The organism is Streptomyces sp. NPDC052496 (assembly GCF_040679095.1).
Classification (GTDB): Bacteria; Actinomycetota; Actinomycetes; order Streptomycetales; family Streptomycetaceae; genus Streptomyces.
Window position 1 is genome coordinate 18052 of sequence record NZ_JBFAUH010000050.1, and the last position, 21746, is coordinate 39797.

General features: G+C 72.7%; 20 protein-coding genes. 9 read left to right on the forward strand and 11 right to left on the reverse strand.

Annotated features, from left to right (window positions below; genetic code table 11):
• Positions 1-112: 112 nt before the first annotated feature.
• The gene (gene afsQ1 / locus AB0L45_RS38065) at positions 113-790 is read right to left on the reverse strand and encodes a two-component system response regulator AfsQ1 (protein WP_004571966.1); all 678 of its coding nucleotides are present in this window, start codon (positions 788-790) and stop codon (positions 113-115) included.
• Between the two features lie 264 nt (positions 791-1054).
• Here afsQ1 and AB0L45_RS38070 point away from each other — a divergent pair, with 264 nt between their 5' ends.
• Positions 1055-1855 (forward strand): SigE family RNA polymerase sigma factor, encoded by an 801-nt coding sequence (locus AB0L45_RS38070; RefSeq protein ID WP_365848363.1) that lies wholly within the window; start codon positions 1055-1057, stop codon positions 1853-1855.
• 159 nt (positions 1856-2014) lie between these two features.
• On the opposite strand, the gene AB0L45_RS38075 is transcribed toward AB0L45_RS38070, so the two are convergent.
• A complete protein-coding gene (locus AB0L45_RS38075) occupies positions 2015-2683 on the reverse strand; it encodes an ATP-binding protein (protein WP_365848364.1) in 669 nt (222 codons plus the stop codon).
• 141 nt (positions 2684-2824) lie between these two features.
• Here AB0L45_RS38075 and AB0L45_RS38080 point away from each other — a divergent pair, with 141 nt between their 5' ends.
• On the forward strand, positions 2825-3229 hold the full coding sequence (locus tag AB0L45_RS38080; protein ID WP_365848365.1) for a hypothetical protein: 405 nt from the start codon (positions 2825-2827) through the stop codon (positions 3227-3229).
• A gap of 102 nt (positions 3230-3331) precedes the next feature.
• Here the strand turns inward: AB0L45_RS38080 and AB0L45_RS38085 are convergent, their stop codons facing one another.
• From AB0L45_RS38085 to deoC, 3 genes are read right to left on the reverse strand one after another with little or no spacing between them, the layout of a single operon-like run.
• Positions 3332-4210: an aldehyde dehydrogenase family protein gene (locus AB0L45_RS38085; protein ID WP_365848366.1), complete on the reverse strand. Its 879-nt coding sequence runs from the start codon at positions 4208-4210 to the stop codon at positions 3332-3334.
• Positions 4203-5633, reverse strand: coding sequence for an aldehyde dehydrogenase family protein (locus tag AB0L45_RS38090; RefSeq protein ID WP_365848367.1), 1431 nt, complete (start codon positions 5631-5633; stop codon positions 4203-4205). The genes AB0L45_RS38085 and AB0L45_RS38090 overlap by 8 nt, the downstream gene beginning before the upstream one ends.
• A gap of 2 nt (positions 5634-5635) precedes the next feature.
• Positions 5636-6631, reverse strand: a complete 996-nt coding sequence (gene deoC, locus AB0L45_RS38095) for a deoxyribose-phosphate aldolase (RefSeq protein ID WP_365848381.1) — start codon at positions 6629-6631, stop codon at positions 5636-5638.
• Between the two features lie 302 nt (positions 6632-6933).
• Between deoC and AB0L45_RS38100 the strand changes: the two genes are divergently transcribed.
• The 4 genes from AB0L45_RS38100 to AB0L45_RS38115 all read left to right on the forward strand — a co-directional run bounded on the left by AB0L45_RS38100 (position 6934) and on the right by AB0L45_RS38115 (position 10953).
• The gene (locus AB0L45_RS38100; RefSeq protein WP_365848368.1) at positions 6934-8187 is read left to right on the forward strand and encodes a hypothetical protein; all 1254 of its coding nucleotides are present in this window, start codon (positions 6934-6936) and stop codon (positions 8185-8187) included.
• A 273-nt stretch (positions 8188-8460) separates the two neighbouring features.
• Complete coding sequence (locus AB0L45_RS38105) at positions 8461-9567, forward strand: hypothetical protein (protein ID WP_365848369.1); 1107 nt, start codon at positions 8461-8463, stop codon at positions 9565-9567.
• Positions 9561-10208 carry a class F sortase gene (locus AB0L45_RS38110; protein WP_365848370.1) on the forward strand — a complete coding sequence of 216 codons (648 nt, stop codon included), beginning with the start codon at positions 9561-9563 and terminating at the stop codon, positions 10206-10208. The genes AB0L45_RS38105 and AB0L45_RS38110 overlap by 7 nt, the downstream gene beginning before the upstream one ends.
• 103 nt (positions 10209-10311) lie before the next feature.
• Complete coding sequence (locus AB0L45_RS38115; RefSeq protein ID WP_365848371.1) at positions 10312-10953, forward strand: PH domain-containing protein; 642 nt, start codon at positions 10312-10314, stop codon at positions 10951-10953.
• A gap of 50 nt (positions 10954-11003) precedes the next feature.
• On the opposite strand, the gene AB0L45_RS38120 is transcribed toward AB0L45_RS38115, so the two are convergent.
• The 4 genes from AB0L45_RS38120 to AB0L45_RS38135 all read right to left on the reverse strand — a co-directional run bounded on the left by AB0L45_RS38120 (position 11004) and on the right by AB0L45_RS38135 (position 16056).
• Complete coding sequence (locus tag AB0L45_RS38120; protein ID WP_365848372.1) at positions 11004-12248, reverse strand: hypothetical protein; 1245 nt, start codon at positions 12246-12248, stop codon at positions 11004-11006.
• 185 nt (positions 12249-12433) lie between these two features.
• A complete protein-coding gene (locus AB0L45_RS38125) occupies positions 12434-14107 on the reverse strand; it encodes a phospho-sugar mutase (protein WP_365848373.1) in 1674 nt (557 codons plus the stop codon).
• Positions 14108-14266: 159 nt separating this feature from the next.
• The gene (locus AB0L45_RS38130) at positions 14267-15088 is read right to left on the reverse strand and encodes a purine-nucleoside phosphorylase (protein ID WP_365848374.1); all 822 of its coding nucleotides are present in this window, start codon (positions 15086-15088) and stop codon (positions 14267-14269) included.
• A 530-nt stretch (positions 15089-15618) separates the two neighbouring features.
• The gene (locus tag AB0L45_RS38135) at positions 15619-16056 is read right to left on the reverse strand and encodes a gamma-glutamylcyclotransferase (RefSeq protein ID WP_030017478.1); all 438 of its coding nucleotides are present in this window, start codon (positions 16054-16056) and stop codon (positions 15619-15621) included.
• Positions 16057-16193: 137 nt separating this feature from the next.
• Here AB0L45_RS38135 and AB0L45_RS38140 point away from each other — a divergent pair, with 137 nt between their 5' ends.
• Positions 16194-17639, forward strand: coding sequence for an NAD(P)H-quinone dehydrogenase (locus AB0L45_RS38140; protein WP_365848375.1), 1446 nt, complete (start codon positions 16194-16196; stop codon positions 17637-17639).
• 295 nt (positions 17640-17934) lie between these two features.
• The gene (locus tag AB0L45_RS38145; RefSeq protein ID WP_365848376.1) at positions 17935-18912 is read left to right on the forward strand and encodes a DeoR/GlpR family DNA-binding transcription regulator; all 978 of its coding nucleotides are present in this window, start codon (positions 17935-17937) and stop codon (positions 18910-18912) included.
• Between the two features lie 160 nt (positions 18913-19072).
• Here the strand turns inward: AB0L45_RS38145 and AB0L45_RS38150 are convergent, their stop codons facing one another.
• Entirely contained in the window at positions 19073-19627 is a 555-nt protein-coding gene (locus AB0L45_RS38150) for a helix-turn-helix domain-containing protein (RefSeq protein WP_365848377.1), read from the reverse strand.
• 335 nt (positions 19628-19962) lie between these two features.
• On the opposite strand from AB0L45_RS38150, the gene AB0L45_RS38155 reads away from it, so the two are divergent.
• A complete protein-coding gene (locus tag AB0L45_RS38155) occupies positions 19963-21144 on the forward strand; it encodes an alpha/beta hydrolase-fold protein (RefSeq protein ID WP_365848378.1) in 1182 nt (393 codons plus the stop codon).
• A gap of 140 nt (positions 21145-21284) precedes the next feature.
• On the opposite strand, the gene AB0L45_RS38160 is transcribed toward AB0L45_RS38155, so the two are convergent.
• Entirely contained in the window at positions 21285-21629 is a 345-nt protein-coding gene (locus AB0L45_RS38160; protein ID WP_365848379.1) for a hypothetical protein, read from the reverse strand.
• Between the last annotated feature and the right edge of the window lie 117 nt (positions 21630-21746).

The following is a 21746-nucleotide window of genomic DNA, read 5'->3' on the forward strand; positions in this document are numbered from 1 at the left end:
GCGAAGGACGGCCGCTCCGGCGCGGCCCCGCCGTCACCGGAGACCTCGGCACCGGCGGCCTCGGCAGCCGTACGGCCTTCCGTACGCGTACGGCTCTCGGTCGAGCGGTCCGTCACTGCGGGGTGTCCAGCCGGTAGCCGACACCGCGGACCGTACGGATCAGGGTCGGCGAGGACGGTACGTCCTCCACCTTCGCGCGCAGCCGCTGCACACACGCGTCCACCAGCCGTGAGTCACCGAGGTAGTCGTGCTCCCACACCAGCCGCAGCAGCTGCTGCCGGGACAGCGCCTGCCCGGGGCGGCGGCTCAGCTCCAGCAGCAAGCGCAGCTCGGTGGGTGTCAGTTGCAGGTCCTCGCCGTTCTTGGTGACCGTCATGGCCGAGCGGTCGATGACCAGCGAACCGAACGTCGCCGCGTCGTTGGACTCCCGCTCCCCGCGCCGCAGCACCGCCCGGATGCGGGCGTCCAGCACCCGGCCCTGCACCGGCTTGACCACGTAATCGTCCGCGCCGGACTCCAGCCCGACCACCACGTCGATGTCGTCGTTGCGCGCGGTCAGCAGGATGATGGGCAGCTGGTCCGTACGCCTGATCCGCCGGCACACCTCGAAACCGTCGATGCCCGGCAGCATCACGTCCAGCACGATCAGGTCCGGGCGCTGCTCGCGCAGCAGCTTCAGGCCGTCCTCGCCCGTCGCCGCGGTCACCACACGGTGACCCTGGCGCGACAGGGAGAGTTCGAGGGCCGTGCGGATGGCGTCGTCGTCCTCGATCAGCAACAGGAAAGGCACACCGGCCATTCTGGCCCATGGGAGACCACGACTTCGACCTGCACGGGCCCCGCGCGGTGCCCGTGCCCCGGCCGCCCGGTGTCCGAACGGTCTCCCGGCCCCGGACCGTCCGGTGTCCGCACGGTGTCCGCCAGGTGTCCGGGCCCCGACCCTCCCGCTGTGACAGGGCTGTGACAGACGGCAGACAGCGTCATGAAACTGGTTCGGCAGTCTTTTCCCCATCACGAACCGAAGCAAGCAGGGTCTACCGACGGGGGGCGCGCGATGAACACACTGCACAGCACCACGACCAGCGCAGTCATCACGCGTCTGCACGATGTCGGGCGGACCACCGAGAAGTCCGGTGCCGTGGGCGGGCGGGGGTGCGCTCGCGGCACCGGACGTCATCGCATTCCGTACATGATCGCGATCGACGCGATGACGCAGCGCGACGGGGGACACGGGGGAACCGACGGGGGCAACGGTGGTTCCGCCGAGGGGCCGGCGTACAGGGAAGGCACGGGGGAACGGCGCACCGCGTCGCAGGCGGAGGAAACGGGGGACGCCGCCGCGGCGTTCACCGCCTACGTCCAGGAGCGCCGCGCTTCCCTGTACGCCACCGCCTACCACCTGACCGGTGACCGCTTCGAGGCCGAGGACCTGCTGCAGAGCGCGCTGTTCTCGACCTACCGGGCGTGGGACCGGATCAGTGACAAGGCGGCGCTGGGCGGCTACCTGCGCCGCACCATGACCAACCTGCACATCAGCGCGTGGCGCCGCCGCAAGCTGAACGAGTACCCGACCGAGGAGCTGCCGGAGACGGCCGGGGACACGGACGCGATGCGCGGCACGGAGCTGCGCGCGGTGCTGTGGCAGGCACTGGCCCGGCTGCCCGAGACGCAGCGCACCATGCTGGTGCTGCGCTACTACGAGGGCCGCACGGACCCGGAGATCGCGGACATCCTCGACATCAGTGTCGGCACGGTGAAGTCCAGCATCTGGCGCTCCCTGCGCCGGCTGCGCGAGGACGAGGTCCTCAGCTTCGGCCGTGACGAGCAGGAGTCCTTCGGCGAGCTGGTGGCCTGAGGGCGGGGAAAACGGGGGGGACACGGGGGAGCGAGGAAGAGGGGGAACGGGGGGAGAACCCGAGGGGGGATCCACGGGGGACACGGGGGGATGAGGAGCGGGTTCGGCCGGCCGGGGGGTCCGGGGCGAATCCGCTCCTTCGCCGTTCGGATGCGCCGTTCAGGCGCAGACTTCCCGGGGGGCGGCCGGTGCGTCCGGTGCGGCCACGGGGACTGCCGCCCGCGCCGCCGCTATCCGCGTCAGCGCCTCCGGCTTCGCGCACGGGTGGGCGCCCAGCGCGGTGTGCCGGGCGACGATCGCGCGTTCGGCACGCATCAGGCGCAGTCCGCGGCGCAGCAGGACCCGTACCGGTTTGCGGGCCTCGCGCAGGTCACGGGCGAGCCGCCGCCGGAAGGTCGTGGCGGGGCGGCCGCGCAGGCACAGGGCGTCGGCGAGCAGGCCCGCCGTACGGCACTGTTCGATGATGTCCGCGGCGAAGATGCCTTCCGCGACGAACAGGTGCGCCGCGCCCCGTTCCAGAACCGTTTCCCCGGTCCGTGCGCTGGCGGAGATGTCGTACACCGGTACGGCCGTACGCCCGGTACGGCACAGTTCCTCGATCGCGGCGACGGCGGCACCCGCGTCCCACGACAGCGGTGAGTCCCAGTCGGTGCCGCCGCCGTCGGCCAGCGCCGGCAGCGTCGGATCCGTGCCCTCCTTGTAGAAGTCGTCGAGGTGGAGCACGGGCAGGCCGCACTGGGCGGCGAGGGACGACTTGCCGGAGCCGGAGGGGCCGGTCAGCAGGACGACCCGGGCGGCGGGTGGCCGGGCGGCGGTGTGGGAGCTCACGGGAAGCCATTGTCGCGCATTGGGCCGTGCGGGTTACCCGGTGCGCGGTCGCTGGAACGGCCCGGCACCACTCAACTACGCTTCGCAATCGTTCGATTACTGAATAATTTACGTTTTCTCCGCACAGGCAGGTGGCAGCACATGGCCTCACACGCACGACCTACGCCCCGGCGGCGCCGCGTACCGCGCGGCCTGCTGCGCGCCGGGCTGGCGATCACGGCGGCCGGTGCGGCGCTCACGGCAGCCGGCGCGGCACCGGCGGGCGCGGCGGCCGGTCACGACAGTGACCTCGACATCGAGGCGGCCGGCACGGCCCTGGGCGGCGCGTTGCTGCACTCCGTCGCGGGCGGCGTCGGGCCGGTCAAGAGCCTCCAGCTGGATCCGCTGGCGGGCACCGCCGCCGATCCGCTGACCAACAAGATCGGCACCCAGGTCGCCGACTTCAAGCCGCTGACCACCGGACTGGTGACGGACCCGATCGCGCGCGGGGGCGCGCTGGGGGACATGCCGGTCACCGAGAACGTCATGGGACTGCTGCCCGGTTGAACGCGCCGGAGGCGGAGCGGAACGCGGACCGCCCGCCCTCATGGACGGCTGAGGGCGGGCGGAAGCGTCTTCCCGCGGGCGCGGACGCTCGCGGGGCGGGGGTCAGACCCCCATCGGGTGCCAGACGGTCTTCGTCTCCAGGAAGGCCAGCATCCGTTCGGTACCGGGGTCGGCGGTCCAGTCGACGACACCGTCCACAGCCTGTGGACGCAGGACGCGCTTGAGGTTGTCGGCCGCGGCCGTCTCCAGCGCCTTGACCAGCTCCGCGTCGGCCGCGGCGCCCGCCAGGTCGATCGCGTTGACGTCCTGGTGCGCGGCCAGCGGCCCGCCCAGCTCGTTGACGCGGCCCGACAGGATGTTGACCACACCGCCCGGCAGGTCGGAGGTGGCCAGTACCTCGCCCAGCGACAGCGCGGGCAGCGGCGACTTCTCGCTCGTGACGACCACGACCGTGTTGCCCGTGACGATCGCCGGGGCGATCACCGAGACCAGCCCGAGGAACGACGACTCCTGCGGCGCCAGCACGGCCACCACACCGGTCGGCTCCGGGGACGACAGGTTGAAGTACGGCCCGGCCACCGGGTTCGCCGAACCCGCGATCTGGGCGACCTTGTCGGACCAGCCCGCGTACCAGACCCAGCGGTCGACCGCCGCGTCCACCTGCGCCGCGGCCTTGGCCTTCGACAGGCCCTCGGCGTCGGCGACCTCCGCGGCGAACTGCTCGCGGCGGCCCTCCAGCATCTCCGCGACGCGGTAGAGGATCTGGCCGCGGTTGTACGCGGTCGCGCCGGACCAGCCACCGAACGCCTTACGGGCCGCGACCACCGCGTCCCGGGCGTCCTTACGGGAGGACAGGGGCGCGTTGGCGAGCCAGTTGCCCTTGGAGTCCGACACCTCGTACACCCGCCCGCTCTCGGACCGGGGGAACTTGCCCCCGACGTACAGCTTGTAGGTCTTGAGAACGCTCAAGCGATCAGACATCGAGGTACGCCTCCAGACCGTGCCGGCCGCCCTCGCGGCCGAAGCCCGACTCCTTGTAACCGCCGAACGGCGAGGCCGGGTCGAACTTGTTGAACGTGTTGGACCAGACGATGCCCGCCCGGAGCTGGTTCGCCATCCACAGGATGCGCGAGCCCTTCTCCGTCCAGACGCCCGCCGACAGCCCGTAGGGGGTGTTGTTGGCCTTGGCGACCGCCTCTTCCGGCGTACGGAAGGTGAGCACCGACAGCACCGGCCCGAAGATCTCCTCCTGGGCGATGCGGTGGGCCTGGGTGACGCCGGTGAACAGCGTCGGCGCGAACCAGTAGCCGGAGTCGGGCAGTTCGCAGGACGGGGCCCAGCGCTCGGCACCCTCGGCCTCGCCCGCGTCGGCCAGCGCCGTGATGCGAGCCAGCTGCTCGGCGGAGTTGATCGCGCCGATGTCGGTGTTCTTGTCCAGCGGGTCGCCGACGCGCAGCGTGCTCATCCGGCGCTTGAGCGCGGCCAGCAGCTCGTCCTGCACGGACTCCTGCACCAGCAGGCGCGAACCCGCGCAGCACACATGGCCCTGGTTGAAGAAGATGCCGTTGACGATGCCCTCGACGGCCTGGTCGATGGGCGCGTCGTCGAAGACGATGTTCGCGGCCTTGCCGCCCAGCTCCAGGGTGAGCTTCTTGTCCGTACCGGCGACGGTACGGGCGATGGCCTTGCCGACCTCGGTGGAGCCGGTGAAGGCGACCTTGTTCACGTCCGGGTGCGCGACCAGCTCGGCGCCGGTCGAGCCGTCACCGGTGAGGATGTTGACGACACCCCTCGGCAGGCCCGCCTGGCGGCAGATGTCCGCGAAGAACAGCGCGGACAGCGGGGTGGTCTCGGCGGGCTTGAGGACGACGGTGTTGCCGCAGGCCAGCGCCGGGGCGATCTTCCACGCCAGCATCAGCAGCGGGAAGTTCCACGGGATGACCTGGCCGGCCACGCCCAGCGGACGGGGGTTCGCGCCGTAACCGGCGTGGCCCAGCTTGTCCGCCCAGCCCGCGTAGTAGAAGAAGTGCGCGGCGACCAGCGGCAGGTCCGAGTCGCGGGACTCGCGGATCGGCTTGCCGTTGTCCAGCGACTCCAGGACGGCCAGCTCGCGGGAGCGCTCCTGGATGATCCGCGCGATGCGGAAGAGGTACTTGGCGCGCTCGGCGCCGGGCAGCGCCGACCACTTCTCGAACGCCTTGCGGGCGGCCTTGACCGCGCGGTCCACGTCCTCGGAGCCCGCCTGCGCGACCTCGGAGAGGACCTCCTCGTTCGCGGGCGAGACGGTCTTGAAGACCTTGCCGCCGGCCGCGTCGGCGAACTCGCCGTCGATGAACAGCCCGTAGGACGGCGCGATGTCGACGACGGCGCGCGACTCGGGCGCCGGTGCGTATGCGAAAGTCATGGTCAGTCCACCGTGACGTAGTCGGGGCCGGAGTAGCGGCCGGTGCTGAGCTTCTGGCGCTGCATCAGCAGGTCGTTGAGCAGGCTGGAGGCGCCGAAGCGGAACCAGTCCGCGGTCAGCCACTGATCGCCCAGCGTCTCGTTGACCATGACCAGGTACTTCATCGCGTCCTTGGTCGTACGGATGCCGCCGGCCGGCTTCACGCCGACCTGCACGCCGGTCGCGGCGTGGAAGTCCCGGACGGCCTCCAGCATCAGCAGGGTCACCGGCGGGGTGGCGTTGACCGCGACCTTGCCGGTCGAGGTCTTGATGAAGTCGGCACCCGCCAGCATCGCGAGCCAGGAGACCCGGCGCACGTTGTCGTACGTCTGGAGTTCGCCGGTCTCGAAGATGACCTTCAGGTGGGCGTACGAGCCGTCCTCGCGGCGGCACGCCTCCTTGACCTGCTTGATCTCCTCGAAGACGGACAGGTAGCGGCCGGACAGGAACGCGCCCCGGTCGATCACCATGTCGATCTCGTCGGCGCCGGCCGCGACCGCGTCCCGGGTGTCGGCCAGCTTGACGGGCAGCGCGGCCCGCCCCGCCGGGAAGGCGGTGGCGACGGAGGCGACGTGGATGCCGGAGCCGGTCAGGGCCTCCTTGGCGGTCGCCACCATGTCGGGGTAGACGCAGATCGCGGCGACCTTGGGGGTGGTGCGGTCGGTGGGATCGGGGTTGATCCCCTTGGCGCACAGGGCCCGGACCTTGCCCGGGGTGTCCGCTCCTTCGAGCGTCGTCAGGTCGATCATCGAGATGGCGAGATCGATGGCGTACGCCTTCGCCGTGGTCTTGATCGAGCGGGTGCCGAGGGTCGCGGCGCGGGCCTGGAGGCCGACCGCGTCGACGCCCGGGAGGCCGTGCAGGAAGCGGCGCAGCGCACCGTCGGAAGCGGTCACGTCCGCCATCGACGCCAGACGCCCCGCGGCTTCCTTGCCGTATGCGGGAACAGTGGTGGGCATGGTCACGAGGGGAGCATATCTACGCGCGTAGCTGCATGTCACCCCCCTGTGGAAAACGTCGGGTGCGGCGGCCGGGAGGTATCCGGTGGTTCCGGGCGCCGGCGGCTGATACCGGGCGGTCACTTTTCCGGGGGACGGTTGTTACATCGCGCGCATCACCCGCTCAAAGGTGATCAATAACGTACGTCTCACCGCCACCGCCAGACCTCACGGCCCCACCCGTTCGAGGAGGCGGCATGCGACGGCTTTCTTCTTCCTGTCCGGACGACCACCGGACCTGAACATCAGTCTTGGGGGACCGCATGTCAGCCTTTGTTCCGCAGCGCCGTACGACCCTGCGCGCCGTGGCCACCGCCGCCGCCGTCGCGGCGGCCGTCCTCGGCCCGGCAGCCGGCGCCTTCGCCGCCACGGACGGACCGGCCACAACCGTCACGAAGGACGCACCGGAAGCCGGGGGCGCGCCCGGCAAGCCCGCGCCCGCTTCCGAGCCCGCGCCCGCGGACCGGCCCAAGCCCGCGGACCAGCCGGCGCCCGCAGAGAAGCCCAGGCCCGCGGACAAGCCCGCGTCCACCGGTGAGAACGCCCAGGCCGGGAAGAGCACCGACGGGCGCAAGCCGGCGGGCAGCAAGAAGCTCCCCGACGGCAGCACGGTCAAGATCTACAAGCTCGGGGCCCAGCACTACGAAGCCGAGGTCTTCGCCCCGTCCAAGGCCGAGCCCGTACGGCGCATGGCGGCCGACGGCACGGACCAGACCATCACGTACATGGACCTGCGGGTCACGCTGCACCACCGCGACGGCGACCTCACCTGGATGGACGCCGCCGACGACATCCGGCCCCCGGCCATGGGCCGCTACGTCCGTACGGCGCAGCTCACCGGCGGCCTCAGCGCCAGGATCTACCAGGTGGGCCCGGACTCCTACCAGGCCAAGGTCTACAACGGCCGCAGCCCGGTGGTCATGATCGAGGCCGACGGCCGGTCCGCCGTGGGCTCGGACGACGGCGTGTACTTCGTGCTCAACCCGGACGGCACGGTCGTCAGCTGGGTGGACCGCGGCAAGCACGTCGGCGGCGCCCACGAACAGAAGCTGCCGGACGGCAACATCGTGGCCGTGGGCAAGGACAGCCCGAGCACCTACCGGGGCGAGATCGCCGTGAACGGCCGCCTGGTGGCCATCCTCACGGCCGGCAGCCGGTCCGACGTGGTCCGTTACCACGGCATGTACGTCGTGCTGAACCCGGACGGCAGCGTCGTCGCCCACGCCCCCGGCGGCAAGCCCGGCGGCGGCCAGGAAGGCAAGCCCAAGGGTGGCACGCCCGCCGGCGACACCGGCTCCCAGAACCTGAGCACCCAGAAGCTGGACGCCCAGAACCTGAGCACCCGGACCGCGCAGACCAAGGCCGTCCCGCAGGGCGCGGTCGCGGCCGGTGCCGAGACGGCGGCCGGGGACGAGACGGTGCTGCCGGCCCTGGGCGGCGCGTTCGCCGCCGCGGGGGCAGCGGGCCTGGGCTTCGCGGTGCTGCGCCGCCGTCGCCCGGCGGGCACCCGGCGGTAGTAGCGGGTGAAGCTCCGCTCCGGCCAGGGCCGTTCGGGCGGTTCACCGGTTCTCCGGTGGCCCGCCCGGCCCTGTCCGGGCAGTCATGTAACAGGTGTGCCGGGGAGTGATGAGCTTCTGTGAGGCGACCGTTACACAACAGCGGACGGTCTGTCACGGCCGTCCCCTACCTTCGTAGATACCGCACCGCGCCGCAGCACCTTCCGGCCCGCCCGTACAGGACGGCGGATGTGGTCTCGTCGCCGAACGACCGACCGTCACCGGGGGTTCCTCATGACCGTACAGCCCGCACGCCGCCGCACGCTGCGCACCGCCGTCGCCTCGGCCGCCCTGGGCGCGGCCCTGCTCGGTTCCGCCTCCGGTGCCTTCGCCGCCGCGCCCGGTGCGCCCGCGACGTCCGCCACCGCGGTGCGGCCCGCTTCGGACGGCGCCGGCCGTTACACGGGGCAGCCGGTCTACATCGGCAACGGCATGGTGGCCGTGCTGCGCAACGTGCCCTCCGCCGGCGGCCCCGAGGCGTGGATCCGTTACGTCGGTCCGCAGTGGAAGCCGGGCGACCGGTACCTGGTCCGGGTGCTCGACCTGCTCGACAGCGGCCACCCGGCCGCGCAGCTCAAGGGCCTGTCCCTGCGTCTGTCCGGCGCGTCCGGCACGTCCCCGAAGCTGCACGTCAGCGGCGGCAGCGGCGGCGCGAAGACGTATCCGCTGCCGAAGGCCGGCGCGCCGGCCGCCGGCGGCGAGCAGACCGGGCTGAGCGGCAAGGGCGGCAAGCACGACGCCCGGCAGACGACCCACCACGCACCCGGCGGTACGGCCGCCGAGCGCCGCAAGAGCTGCAGCATCACCCGCCGTGTGGCCATCGGCGGCGGCACCCTGGCCGCCCTGACCAACAGCTCCAAGGGGCCGCGGGTGACCTTCGAGGAGGGCCCGGGCAACCCGGTGCCGGGAGTCCACCTCGACCGTACGCACCCGACGCTGGCCCGCTTCGGTGCGAAGATCGTCAGCCCGTACAGCGCCCGGCCCACCTTCCGCTTCAAGATGCAGGGCGGCAGCTACCCGGCCGGTTACGCCAACTTCCCCTCCCTCCCCCAGGGCTGCGCCCCGGCCAAGAAGCCGGGCACGGGCGCCGCGACCGGCGGCAAGCACACCGCCAAGGCCACGGACAGCAAGAACGCGGCCACCGCCGGTGTGCAGGCCACGCCGACCGGCGGCCAGACCAAGGTGCTGCCCAAGGGCGCCGTGGCCGCAGGCTACGACCGTGCGGAGACGCCGGACAGCACTCCGCTGTTCGCCGCGGGCGGCGCGCTCGCCGCGGCCGGTGCCGCGGGCGTCGCCTTCGCGGTGCGCCGCCGCCGTCAGTCCGAGGGCGCGCGGTGCTGAACCGTCCCGCTGCGGGGCGTGGGACGGGCCGGCTGCTGACGGCGGCCTGCCTGCTCCTGCTCGCGGCGGGCGGTGTACTGATCGCCCGGGGCCTCCTGGACGGTGCCGCCGCCGGCAGCGCCCCGCCCGTGCACGTGGCGAACACGAGCGCCCCCACCGCGAGCCCGCGCGCCTCGGCGCCCGCACTGCCCGCCGCCAAGCCGGTACGGGTGCGCATACCCACCGCCGGTGTGAACACCGGGCCGGTCCTGGACCTGGGCCTGGCCGCCGACGGCACGGTCGAGGTGCCGTCCGTGGCCGAGGCCGGCCGGATCGGCTGGTACGACCAGGGCGTCACCCCCGGCGAGACCGGCCCGGCCGTACTGATCGGCCACTACGACACCGCCGCAGGCCCGGCCGTCCTGAAGGACGTGGGCCGCGTCGGCGTGGGCGACAAGATCTACGTGGACCGGGCGGACGGCCGGACCGCGGTCTTCACCGTGCGGGAGCTCCAGCAGGTGGACAAGAAGGCGTTCCCCACCCAGCGGGTCTACGGGAACACCGACCGGCCCGAACTGCGCCTGGTCACCTGCGGCGGCGGCCTCGTGGACGGGCACCGCCCGGACAACATCGTGGTCTACGCCGACCTGACGGCGGCCTGACGGCGGTCCGAGGCCGCGCCCGTGGCGCGCGGGGACACCGGGGCGTACGAATGATGCCGTAACGCAATGTCCGCGTTCCGGACGCTCAGGCAGAATCGGCACCATGACGAGCCCGGAACAGTCCTCCACGCCGCAGGAGCAGTACGCCGACCGCAGCTACCGCTCTCCCGCGGCCCTCGTCGCCGGAGTGCTGCTCCTCGCGCTGGCCGCCTGGCTGGGCGGTGACGCGCTGGTGCGCGGCACGGCGCACACCAAGCTGACGGCGGCGGCCGGGCTGCTGTTCGCGGTGCCGCTGATGGTCGCCTTCACCCTGCGCCCGCTGGTGCGGGCCGGCGCGGACCGGCTGGTGGTGCGCAACCCGTTCCGTACGATCACGCTGCCCTGGGCGGCGGTCGCGGACCTGCGGGCGTCGTTCTCCAGCGAGGTCTTCACCGCGGACGGCACCAAGTACCAGCTCTGGTCGATCCCCGTCTCGCTGCGGCAGCGCAAGAAGGCGAACCGGCAGGCGCAGCGCGCCGCCGGGCGCCCGGCGCGCGCCGGGCGCGACGCGCACCTGGGCTCCGGCCCGGACGCCGGCGTGCCGCGCGCCACCGCCGACCGTTCGCTCGACGAACTGCGCGAACTCCAGGAGCGGGGCGCCCAGCGGGCGGGCGCGCAGGGCGCGCCGGTGGTGAGGTGGGCGTACGAGGTACTGGCGCCGTGCGTGGTGGGGGCGGTGGCGCTGGTGGTGCTCATCGCGGTCTGATCGGGACGGCCGTACGCGAAGAACCGTTTTCGCCGACGGCCTGGCGCGCCTCACGGCGGCCCGCCGTACACCAGCGTCATGTACGCGCCGAAGTACGCCGAGCCCAGCGCGGCCGCCGACAGGCAGAGCGCCGCGACACGGCGGTGCGCGTGGGCGATCGCCAGGGCCAGGGGAAGCAGCAGCGGGAAACCGGGCAGCAGGAAACGGGCCCGGGGGAAGTAGACGCCGCCGCTGCCCAGGACGATCAGCAGCAGGACGCCGCTGAAGACGAGCAGCGGCAGCGGCTGCCGGTCGCACACGCACAGCAGGAACAGCGCCACCGACACGATCAGCACCAGCGACACCACGACCAGGAAGAGCTGCGGGTGCGAGGGGTAGATCAGCAGGTTGCGCAGCGTACGCAGCGTCTCCCTGCCGCCGTCCCACTGGTTCCGCCACTGCCGCTGGACCGCGAAGTACCCGTCGGCGCGCCCCAGGCGCAGGCCCACCCACCCGACGTACCCGAGCCAGCCGAGCGGCGCCAGCAGCACACCGAGGACGATCCGGCGTACACCGGCGGGCCCCGGCCCGCGCGGTGCCCCTGACGCGGTCTCCGGAACGGCAGCGCGGCGCAAGCGCCCCAGCGCGACGACGCCGCTGACACAGACCCCCGCGGCGAGCGCGAGCCCGGTGGGACGGGTGAGACCGGCGAACAGGCACAGCACACCACCCGCGACCCAGCGGCCGGTCAGCACGGCGTACAGGGACCAGGCCACCAGCGCGGTGAACAGCGACTCCGTATAACCCGTCCACTGGACGGCGGCGACCGGCGTGGCACCCCACAGCACAGCCAGCACGGTGCCGACCCGCGCCCCGTACAGCCGGTCGCCCACCGCGAAGACGCCCCAGGCGGCCACCAGCGCGCAGCCGACCGCGACGACCAGCCCCACGGACGCGCGGGAACCCGGCGTCACCCCCGCGACGGCCTTCACCAGCACCGGGTACAGCGGGAAGAACGCGAGATTGCTCTCGCCGGCGCCGCCCTCGTCGAACGCGTCCGCGTAACCGTGGTCCGCGATGCCCAGGTACCAGCGGGAATCCCACCGGTCGGCCAGCAGCGGCCACAGCCCGCGGTGCTGGAGGTGCGCCCACTTCATCAGCACGAGGGTGCCCAGCAGCCGTACGGCGGTGTAGCCGAGCAGCGCGGGCGCGGCGCGGCGCAGCAGGTGCCCGGCCGCCCACCCGGCAGGGGCGCGGGGAGCGGGCCCCGCCGTCGGCGCGGAGGCGGTGGCCGGGCCGGACGCGGTCGGGAACACCGCGGCAACTCCTGGGGGCTGGGCAGGTTCGTCGGACCAGACCAGGGTGTCCCCGTGCGCAGAGGCGCGTACGGCCACGCTGCGGCAGGTGCAGCAAGGCTGCCACCCGTTCAGGTGAAGCAGAACGGGCCCCGGAACTTCACAGTTCCGGGGCCCGTCCTACGTGACAGCCACGCGGGGCCCGATCAGATCCCGGCCGCCGCCGCCAGATCCGCCTTGATCGCGCCCAGCACCTCATCGGCCTTGGCCCGTGCGGCGCCCAGCCCCTGGGCGTCCGCGACCGGCACCACGACCTCCAGGTAGCACTTCAGCTTGGGCTCGGTACCGCTGGGCCGGACCACCACCCGGCCGGCCTCCACGCCGTCCTGCTCGGCCCCCGCCAGGTAGTAGCGCAGACCGTCGGTGGGCGGCAGCGTCTCCGTCCCCTGGGACAGGTCGTCGGAGGACGACACGGCCAGGCCCGCCAGCGCCGCCGGCGGCTGCTCGCGCAGCCGGCGCATGGCGTCGGCGATCAGCGACAGGTCCTCCACGCGCACCGACAGCTGGTCGGTGGCGTGCAGACCGAACTCCAGCGCCAGGTCGTCCAGCAGGTCCGTCAGCGTACGGCCGGACTGCTTCAGCTCGGCCGCCAGCTCGGTGACGAGCAGCGCCGCGGTGATGCCGTCCTTGTCGCGTACGCCCTCGGGGTCGACGCAGTAGCCCAGCGCCTCCTCGTACGCGTACCGCAGGCCGTCCACCCGGGCCAGCCACTTGAAGCCGGTCAGCGTCTCCTCGTACGGCAGCGACGCCCCGGCGGCGATCCGCGACATCAGCGAGGACGACACGATCGTGGTGGCGAAGGTGCCCGACGCCTGCTTGCTGACCAGGTGCGCGGCCAGCAGCGCACCGACCTCGTCACCACGCAGCATGCGCCAGCCCGCCTCGGTACCGGGGGCCGGTACGGCGACGGCACAGCGGTCCGCGTCCGGGTCGTTGGCGATGACGATGTCCGGACCGACGGAGCGCGCGGTCGCGAAGGACAGGTCCATCGCCCCCGGCTCCTCCGGGTTCGGGAACGCCACCGTCGGGAAGTCCGGGTCCGGCTCGGCCTGCTCGGCGACCACGGTCGGCGCCGGGAACCCGGCCCGCGCGAAGGCGGCCACCAGGACGTCACGGCCGACGCCGTGCATCGGCGTGTAGACCACCTGCGTGTCGCGCGGCGAGCCCGGCGTGAGCACCGCGTCCGTACGCTCCAGGTACGCCTGGAGGACGTCCTCGCCCAGCACCTCCCAGCCTTCCTCCGGCCGCGGCACGTCGTCCAGCGACGTCACCGCCGCGATCCGCTCCGCGATCAGCCCGTCGGCGGGCGGCACGATCTGCGACCCGTCGCCCAGGTAGACCTTGTAGCCGTTGTCGCGCGGCGGGTTGTGGCTGGCGGTGACCTCGACACCCGCGACGGCGCCCAGGTGCCGTATGGCGAAGGCGAGCACCGGCGTGGGCAGCGGACGCGGCAGCACCGCGGCGCGCAGCCCGGCACCCACCATGACGGCCGCGGTGTCCCGCGCGAAGTCGGCGCTCTTGTACCGCGCGTCGTACCCGACGACGACCAGACCGCCTTCCTGGCCCTGGTCCTTCAGGTACGCGGCCAGCCCGGCCGCCGCGCGGATGACCACGGCGCGGTTCATCCGCATCGGACCCGCGCCCAGCTCACCGCGCAGTCCGGCCGTACCGAACTGCAGCGTGCCCGCGAACCGGGCCGACAGCTCGTCCAGGTCCTCGGCGTCGATCAGCTTGCCCAGCTCTTCGCGGGTCTCCGGGTCGGGGTCCTCGGCCAGCCATGCCTTCGCCCGGCTGATCAGCTCCGCGGAATCGGTTGCCACGTGATGCTCCTGCCTGTGGTTGCGGTGATGGGGGAAGCGCTCGGCGCGTTAACGCTTACCCACTCCACGAGATGGTTCGACCGGCGGCCCGGCCCTTGCCTGCGGAACGGCGTACGGGGCGTCCGTGAACGCCCCGTACCCCTGCTCAGCCTCCGTTGCTCAGAGCTTGCCGAGCACCTGGGCCAGCAGGCTGCCCATACGGGTCGCGGAGTCGCGGCCGGCCTGCAGCACCTCTTCGTGGTTGAGCGGCTCGCCGGTCATGCCCGCGGCGAGGTTCGTCACCAGCGACAGCCCGAGCACCTCGGCACCGGCCTCACGGGCGGCGATCGCCTCCAGGACGGTCGACATGCCGACCAGGTCCGCGCCCATGGTGCGGAGCATCTTGATCTCGGCAGGGGTCTCGTAGTGCGGGCCGGGGAGCTGGGCGTACACGCCCTCCTCCAGCGTCGCGTCGACCTCCTTGCACAGCGCGCGCAGCCGCGGCGAGTACAGGTCGGTCAGGTCGACGAAACGCGCGCCGACGATCGGGGAGGTGGCGGTCAGGTTCAGGTGGTCACTGATGAGGACCGGCTGGCCGGGGCGCATGCCGTCGCGCAGACCGCCGCACCCGTTGGTGAGCACCACGGTCTTGCAGCCCGCCGCGGCGGCGGTGCGCACACCGTGCGCCACGGGGGCGACACCGCGGCCCTCGTAGTAGTGCGTACGGCCCAGGAAGACCAGGGCCCGCTTCTCGCCGATCTTGTACGAGCGGATCTTGCCGCCGTGGCCCGCGACGGCCGGCGCCGGGAAGCCGGGCAGCTCGGTGACCGGGAATTCGTGCTCGGGCGCGCCCAGCGCCTCGGCGGCCGGGGCCCACCCGGAGCCCATCACCAGGGCGACGTCGTGGGTCTCGGCGCCGGTCAGCTCGCGCAGGCGGGCAGCAGCGTCAGCAGCGGCGCCCTGCGGGTCGCGCGCGATGTCCGGGGTAACAGATGCGTTCACGCGGACGAGGGTAGCCGGTAAATGCCTACGCGCGTAGATGTCCCCGCCGACGGCATCCGACGGATCTCTTCGTAGCTCCGTACGAATGCCTTCCGGGCGGCACGCGGACAGGGGCGAGGGGGAGGGGCCCCAACGGCAGGATGGCCGCAAACGGCACAGCCCCGGCCCGTCACCCTTGCGGTCTTTGCGTCACGACGGTGGGATGGCCGCAAACGGCACAGCCCCGGCCCGTCACCCTTGCGGTCTTTGCGTCACGACGGTGGGATGGCCGCAAACGGCACAGCCGCGACCCGTCACCCTTGCGGTCTTTGCACCCCGATGGCGGGATGGCCGCAAACGGCGCGGGCTCGGGGACATACAGGGGTCTCCCCGCAGGTCAGCCGGGAGCCCGGGTTCACTTCACGTCCCGGGCTGCGTACACGGTGCCGTGGGGGCACCCCCGGCCGAAGGCTGGGGGAGAGTGACCCCTGTGTGGCCCCGAGCCCCCACCCACCGGACCCATCGCGCACAACGCGCACCCCCACCAGGCCTCAACAGGGCCGCTTCCGCAACTCCATCACATAGTCATGCGGCGCCCCCGCCGACTCCGCCGCATCCGCGATCTCCCCCAGGTAACGAGCAGCGGGCAACCCACCCTCGTACCCGTTGAGGACGTACAGCCAAGCGGCCTCATCCCCGTCCAGCGTGTGCACCCGCACCCGCATCCGACGGTAGATGTCCATGCCCACGCCCTCCCAGCGGTCCATGGACTCCTCATCCATGGGCGCGATGTCGTAGAGGGCGACGAAGACCTGTGACCGGGGCGCCTCGACGATCGTCGGCAGCGCTCCCTCCCAGCCCATCTGTTCCCCGCCGAACGTCAGCCGCCAGCCGTTGAGCCAGCCGGTGCCGCGCAGCGGCGAGTGCGGAGCGCGGCGGGTCATCAGCCGCGCGTCGAGGTTGCCGGCGTACGCGGCGTAGAGCGACATGGTTCTGAGGGTACGGGAGGTCAGCAGGTGAGCTCGTGGTACGTGGGGGTCGAACAGCGGCCCCCGGCGGGTAACCGTGGTACGCGGGGTTCGAACGGCGGCCCCCGGCGGGTAACCCGGCACCGGCGTACGGGACAATGGAGGACGTGACTCGGATCGTGATCATCGGTGGCGGACCCGGCGGATACGAGGCAGCCCTGGTGGGCGCCTCTCTCGGCGCGGAGGTGACCGTCGTCGACTGCGACGGACTGGGCGGGGCGTCGGTGCTGACCGACTGCGTCCCGTCCAAGACCCTCATCGCGACGGCCGAGGTGATGACCACCTTCGACTCGTCGTACGACGAGCTCGGCATCATCGTCGAGGACGACACCCCACCGGTCGACCGCCCCGCGCGCGTCGTCGGCGTGGACCTCGGCAAGGTCAACCGCCGCGTGAAGCGCCTCGCGCTCGCCCAGTCGCATGACATCACCGCCTCCGTCACCCGCGCGGGCGGCCGGGTGATGCGCGGCCGCGGCCGCCTGGAGCCGGGCCAGTCGCCGGACGGCTCGCGCACGGTCACGGTCACCGCAGCGGACGGTACGGAGGAGACGCTCACCGCGGACGCCGTACTGATCGCCACCGGCGCCCACCCGCGCGAGATCCCGGACGCCCAGCCGGACGGCGAGCGCATCCTAAACTGGACGCAGGTCTACGACCTCGACGAGCTGCCGGAAGAGCTGATCGTGGTCGGCTCCGGCGTCACCGGCGCCGAGTTCGCCGGCGCCTACCAGGCGCTCGGCTCCCGCGTCACCCTCGTCTCCTCCCGCGACCGGGTGCTCCCGGGCGAGGACCCGGACGCCGCCGCCGTCCTGGAGGACGTCTTCCGCCGCCGCGGCATGAACGTCATGGCGCGTTCGCGTGCCGCTTCCGCCAAGCGGGTGGGCGACCGTGTCGAGGTCACGCTGTCGGACGGTCGTACGATCACCGGTTCGCACTGCCTGATGGCCGTCGGCTCCATCCCGAACACCGCGGGCATCGGACTGGAGGAGGCCGGCGTACGGCTGAAGGAGTCCGGCCACATCTGGACGGACAAGGTGTCGCGCACCTCGGCCCCCGGCGTCTACGCCGCGGGCGACTGCACCGGCGTGTTCGCGCTGGCCTCGGTCGCCGCGATGCAGGGCCGGATCGCGATGTACCACTTCCTCGGCGACGCGGTCACCCCGCTGAACCTCAAGACCGTCTCGGCGAACGTCTTCACCGACCCGGAGATCGCCACGGTCGGTTACAGCCAGGCGGACGTGGACGCGGGCCGTATAGACGCCCGGGTCGTCAAGCTGCCGCTGCTGCGTAACCCGCGCGCGAAGATGCAGGGCATCCGCGACGGCTTCGTGAAGCTGTTCTGCCGCCCCGGTACGGGCATCGTGGTGGGCGGCGTGGTGGTCTCGCCGCGCGCCAGTGAGCTGATCCACCCGATCTCGATCGCGGTCGACAACAACCTGACGGTGGAGCAGATCGCCAGCGCGTTCACGGTCTACCCGTCGCTGTCCGGCTCGGTCGCCGAGGTGGCGCGGCAGCTGCACACGCGCAAGATGTCCAGCGAATAGACCGCGGCCAGCCGGATGAACGGCCCCCGCGTCGCGCGGCGCCACGCCCCGCGCGACGGGGTGCCACGCCCCGTTCGGCAGGGGGTGCCCGGCGGGCCCGCGGACCGTTCCCGGTGCCGCTTTATGTGCCGTCCTGCCGCGGAAGGCACGCGGTGGGGGCCGGTTCGTGGCAGTCTTGTGCCCCTGAGTGACCGGCCAGCGGCATATACCACGTGCGAGGGTCGGGAACGAACAACTTCCGTTAATTGGTGCAACCTGCTGAAAGCAGACGGTCGTTGGCGTTACTGTCAGTTTCGTGTTCGCTGCAGAACGTCGCCAACTGATCCTCGAAATGGTGCGTGCGAACGGAGCGGTGTCGCTCCGTGAGCTCGCCCGCGTCGTCCAGACCTCCGAAGTAACCGTACGGCGGGACGTGCGGGCGCTGGAGGCAGAAGGACTGCTCGACCGCCGGCACGGCGGTGCGGTCTTGCCGGGCGGTTTCGCCCGGGAGTCCGGCTTCCCACAGAAATCCCATCTAGCGACCGCGGAGAAGACGGCCATCGCCGATCTCGCCGCCGGCTTCGTCGAAGAAGGCGAGGCCATCGTGGTCGGCGCCGGTACCACCACGCAGGAGCTGGCCCGCCGGCTCGCGCGGGTGCCCGGTCTGACCGTGGTCACCAACTCCCTGCTGGTCGCCCAGGCGTTGGCCCACGCCAACCGTGTCGAGGTCGTGATGACCGGCGGCACCCTGCGCGGGTCGAACTACGCGCTGGTCGGCAGCGGGGCCGAACAGTCGCTCCAGGGGCTGCGGGTCTCCCGCGCCTTCCTCTCGGGCAGCGGCCTGACCGCCGAGCGCGGCCTGTCCACGTCCAACATGCTCTCCGCGAGCGTGGACCGGGCGCTGGTGCAGGCGGCCGCGGAGGTCGTGGTCCTGGCCGATCACACCAAGCTCGGTACGGACACCATGTTCCAGACGGTGCCCACCGACGTGATCACCCGGCTGGTGACCGACGAGCCGCCGGGCCACGACGACCGGGCCGCGACCGAGCTGCAGGCGCTGGCCGACCAGGGCGTGCAGATCGCGGTGGCCGGCGGCCCCGGAGCAGCAGTGGCTCAGCAGACACCGGAGGTGGTGGCGGCCGACCGCCGCGGTCCACGCAGGGACGTGCCGCTGCCGGGACAGCGGCGCAACCTGGCGCCGGGCGGTGGCGGTTCCGGCCCCCAGCTGCGGACGGCCGCGCCCTTGGCGGAGCCGGGCAGCCGGGTCGCCGACCTGGCACCGCGCCGCCGCTGACCGAGTGCCGGCGCGCGCACGGCCGCGCCGGCACTTCCGCGCCTCCTGGGCCCGCCTCAGGTCCCCGTGCCCGCCTCACGGACCCCACGTGCCCGCCTCACACTCCCCCCGTACCTGTCTCACACCCCCGTACCTGCCTCACGCCCCCGGCGCCCGCCCCTCACCCCTGATCGGCGCGCAGCCCCGTCAGCGTCAGGGTGAGCAGCCGGTCGGCCAGGTCGGGGTCGTCCGGTGACTCCTCCACGGCCAGGGCGATGCCGTTGGTGAGCTGCATCAGATCGCCGATGCTCACATCGGACCGTACGGCGCCGGCTTCCTGCGCGCGGCTGAGCAGTTCGCCGCCCGCCTCGCGCATCGGGACGCTGCACCGGGACAGCCCCGAACTGGCGTCGCCGGGCGCGGCCATCAGCGCCCGGGACAGCCCGCGGTAGGTACTGGCGTGGGTGATGATCGCCCGCAGCCACTCCACCAGCGCCGCGCACGGCTGCGGCGCGTCGCTCAGCTCCCGGGCGTGCGCCAGCAGCGCGTCCACCTCGCCCTGGAACACGGCGCCCATCAGGGCCGTCCGGTTGGGGAAGTGCCGGTAGAGCGTGCCGATCCCCACGCCCGCGCGCCGTGCGATGTCCTCCAGCGAGGTGTCGGTCCCGTGGTCCGTGAAGGCCGTACGGGCCACCGCCAGCAGCCGCTCGTAGTTGCGGCGCGCATCGGCACGCATGGGTCGTACGGTTTCCTGCCCTGCCGTCTCGGTCGCCATCGCCGTCCTCGCCGTCCTCCCTGAGCGCGGCCCTCCAGCGGACCGGTGTCCCCAGGATGCCACTGCCCCTGGCGCACCAGCCTTCGGACCGGGACGGCGCCCCGCCGTCCGGGCGCGGTCCCGGCGCGCGGGGTGGACGGCAGGCGGCCCGCAGGTGACGGGCGGGAAAGCCGGTGCGGGCGCCTCGGCGAACAAGTGGGCAAGGCGGCAACGTGGCGCCTCCCTGGGGCATCAAACCTGGCGCAATGGGGTCTTCAGAGGCCGTCCGAACGCGTGCGGGAACACCTGGGGAAGCAATGGAACTGACCAGCCGATCGCTGCTGTACACCATGATCGCGGTGGCTGTGGTGTGCGTGGGACTCACGCTCTGGCAGTGGCCGCGGTTCGCCAGGCGCGGCCCGCTGGCCTGGCTGGGCCGGATCGGGTCCATCCTGGCCACGCAGCTGTCCATCGTCGCCGCGCTCGGCCTCGTCGTGAACGCCAACTTCCAGTTCTACGGTTCCTGGCACGAACTGCTCGGCCTGTACGACGACGCCCCGGGCGCGGTCGCCAAGTGGGGCGACGGGGGAGCGGGCCCGGCCGGTGACCCGTCGAAGGGGCTGGTGCAGCCGTCCGGCCCGGAGGACCTGGACAAGGTGCACGGCCTGCCGAAGGGCCCGCCCGACAAGACGGGCCGGGTGGAGTCCGTACGGATCGTCGGCAAGCGCACCAAGGCCGTCGACCCCGCGTACGTCTACCTGCCGCCGCAGTACTTCCAGAAGCAGTACGAGCGCCAGCGCTTCCCCGTCATCGTCGCCGTCAGCGGCTACCCCGGCGGCCAGTTCCTGCTGGCGCAGCACCTCCGGGTACCGCAGACCGCCGGCGGCCTGATAGGCAAGGGGAAGATGCAGCCCACCGTCATCGTCATGCTGCGCCCGACCATCGCGCCGCCGCGTGACACCCAGTGCGTGGACGTGCCGGGCGGCCCGCAGGCGGAGACGTTCTTCGCTAGCGACCTGCCCACCGCGCTGAAGGAGCACTACCGGGTCGGGCACGACCCCAGCGGGTGGGGCGTCCTCGGCTACTCGTCGGGCGGCAGCTGCGCCCTCCAGCTGGCCATGCGGCACCCCCGTACGTACACCTCGGCGGCGGCCCTCTCGCCCGACTACAAGGTCACCAGCGACCCCACCACCGGCAACCTCTTCGGCGACGACAAGGACCGCGCCAAGCGCAAGCGGGAGCACGACCTGATGTGGCGGCTGGCGCACCTGCCCGCGCCGCAGGTTTCGGTGCTGGTCGGCACCAGCCGGGAGGGCGAGAAGAACTACCCGGCGGCGAAGGAGTTCCTGAGCGCGGTCAAGCCGCCGATGAAGGCCGAGTCGATCATCCTGGACCACGGCAGCCACAACTTCGCCACCTGGCGGCGCGAACTGCCCGCCGCCCTCCAGTGGATGAGCCGCCAGCTGACGTTCCCGGAGGACGTGGTCGGCAACTCCTGAGCCGGGTAGGGCACAGGACACGCGCCCTGCCCGGCGACCCGGGCACTCGGCGACCCGAGCACTCGGCAACTCGGGCACCCCGGACATCCGGCACCCCGGACGCCCGGCACCCCGGACGCCCAGGGCACCCGGCAACCCGCCTACCCAGGCCAGCTCCTCCCGTTCGCCGCGCCCCACCGGTCCAGCAGGTCCCGCAGGGGTTCCGCCAGGCCGGGGGAGGCGCGCAGCAGGCGGCGCATACGGGCGCGCCAGCCGGCCTCCACGTCGGCCGCCGCCGCGGTGTCGCCCTCCAGCCGGGCGGTCAGGAACTCCTCGCGGGAGTCCTCCAGCTCGTCGGTGAGCGCCTCCCGGTCGACGCCGCCGGGGCTGAACCGGGCGAGCAGGCCGGTCAGTTCGTCCCGCGAGCGGTGCCACCGGTCCGTACGCGACCGTGCGAACAGCTGCTGGGCGGCGGTCGCCGCGAGGGCCGCGAGGTGCGCATCCATGCGTCTTATGAAAAGCGCGGGGGGGGGGGGGGCGGGGGGGGGGGCGCGCCCCCCCCCCCCCCGCCCCCCCCGCCCCCCCCGGCCCCCCCCCCCCCCCCCCCCCCCCGCGCCCACAGA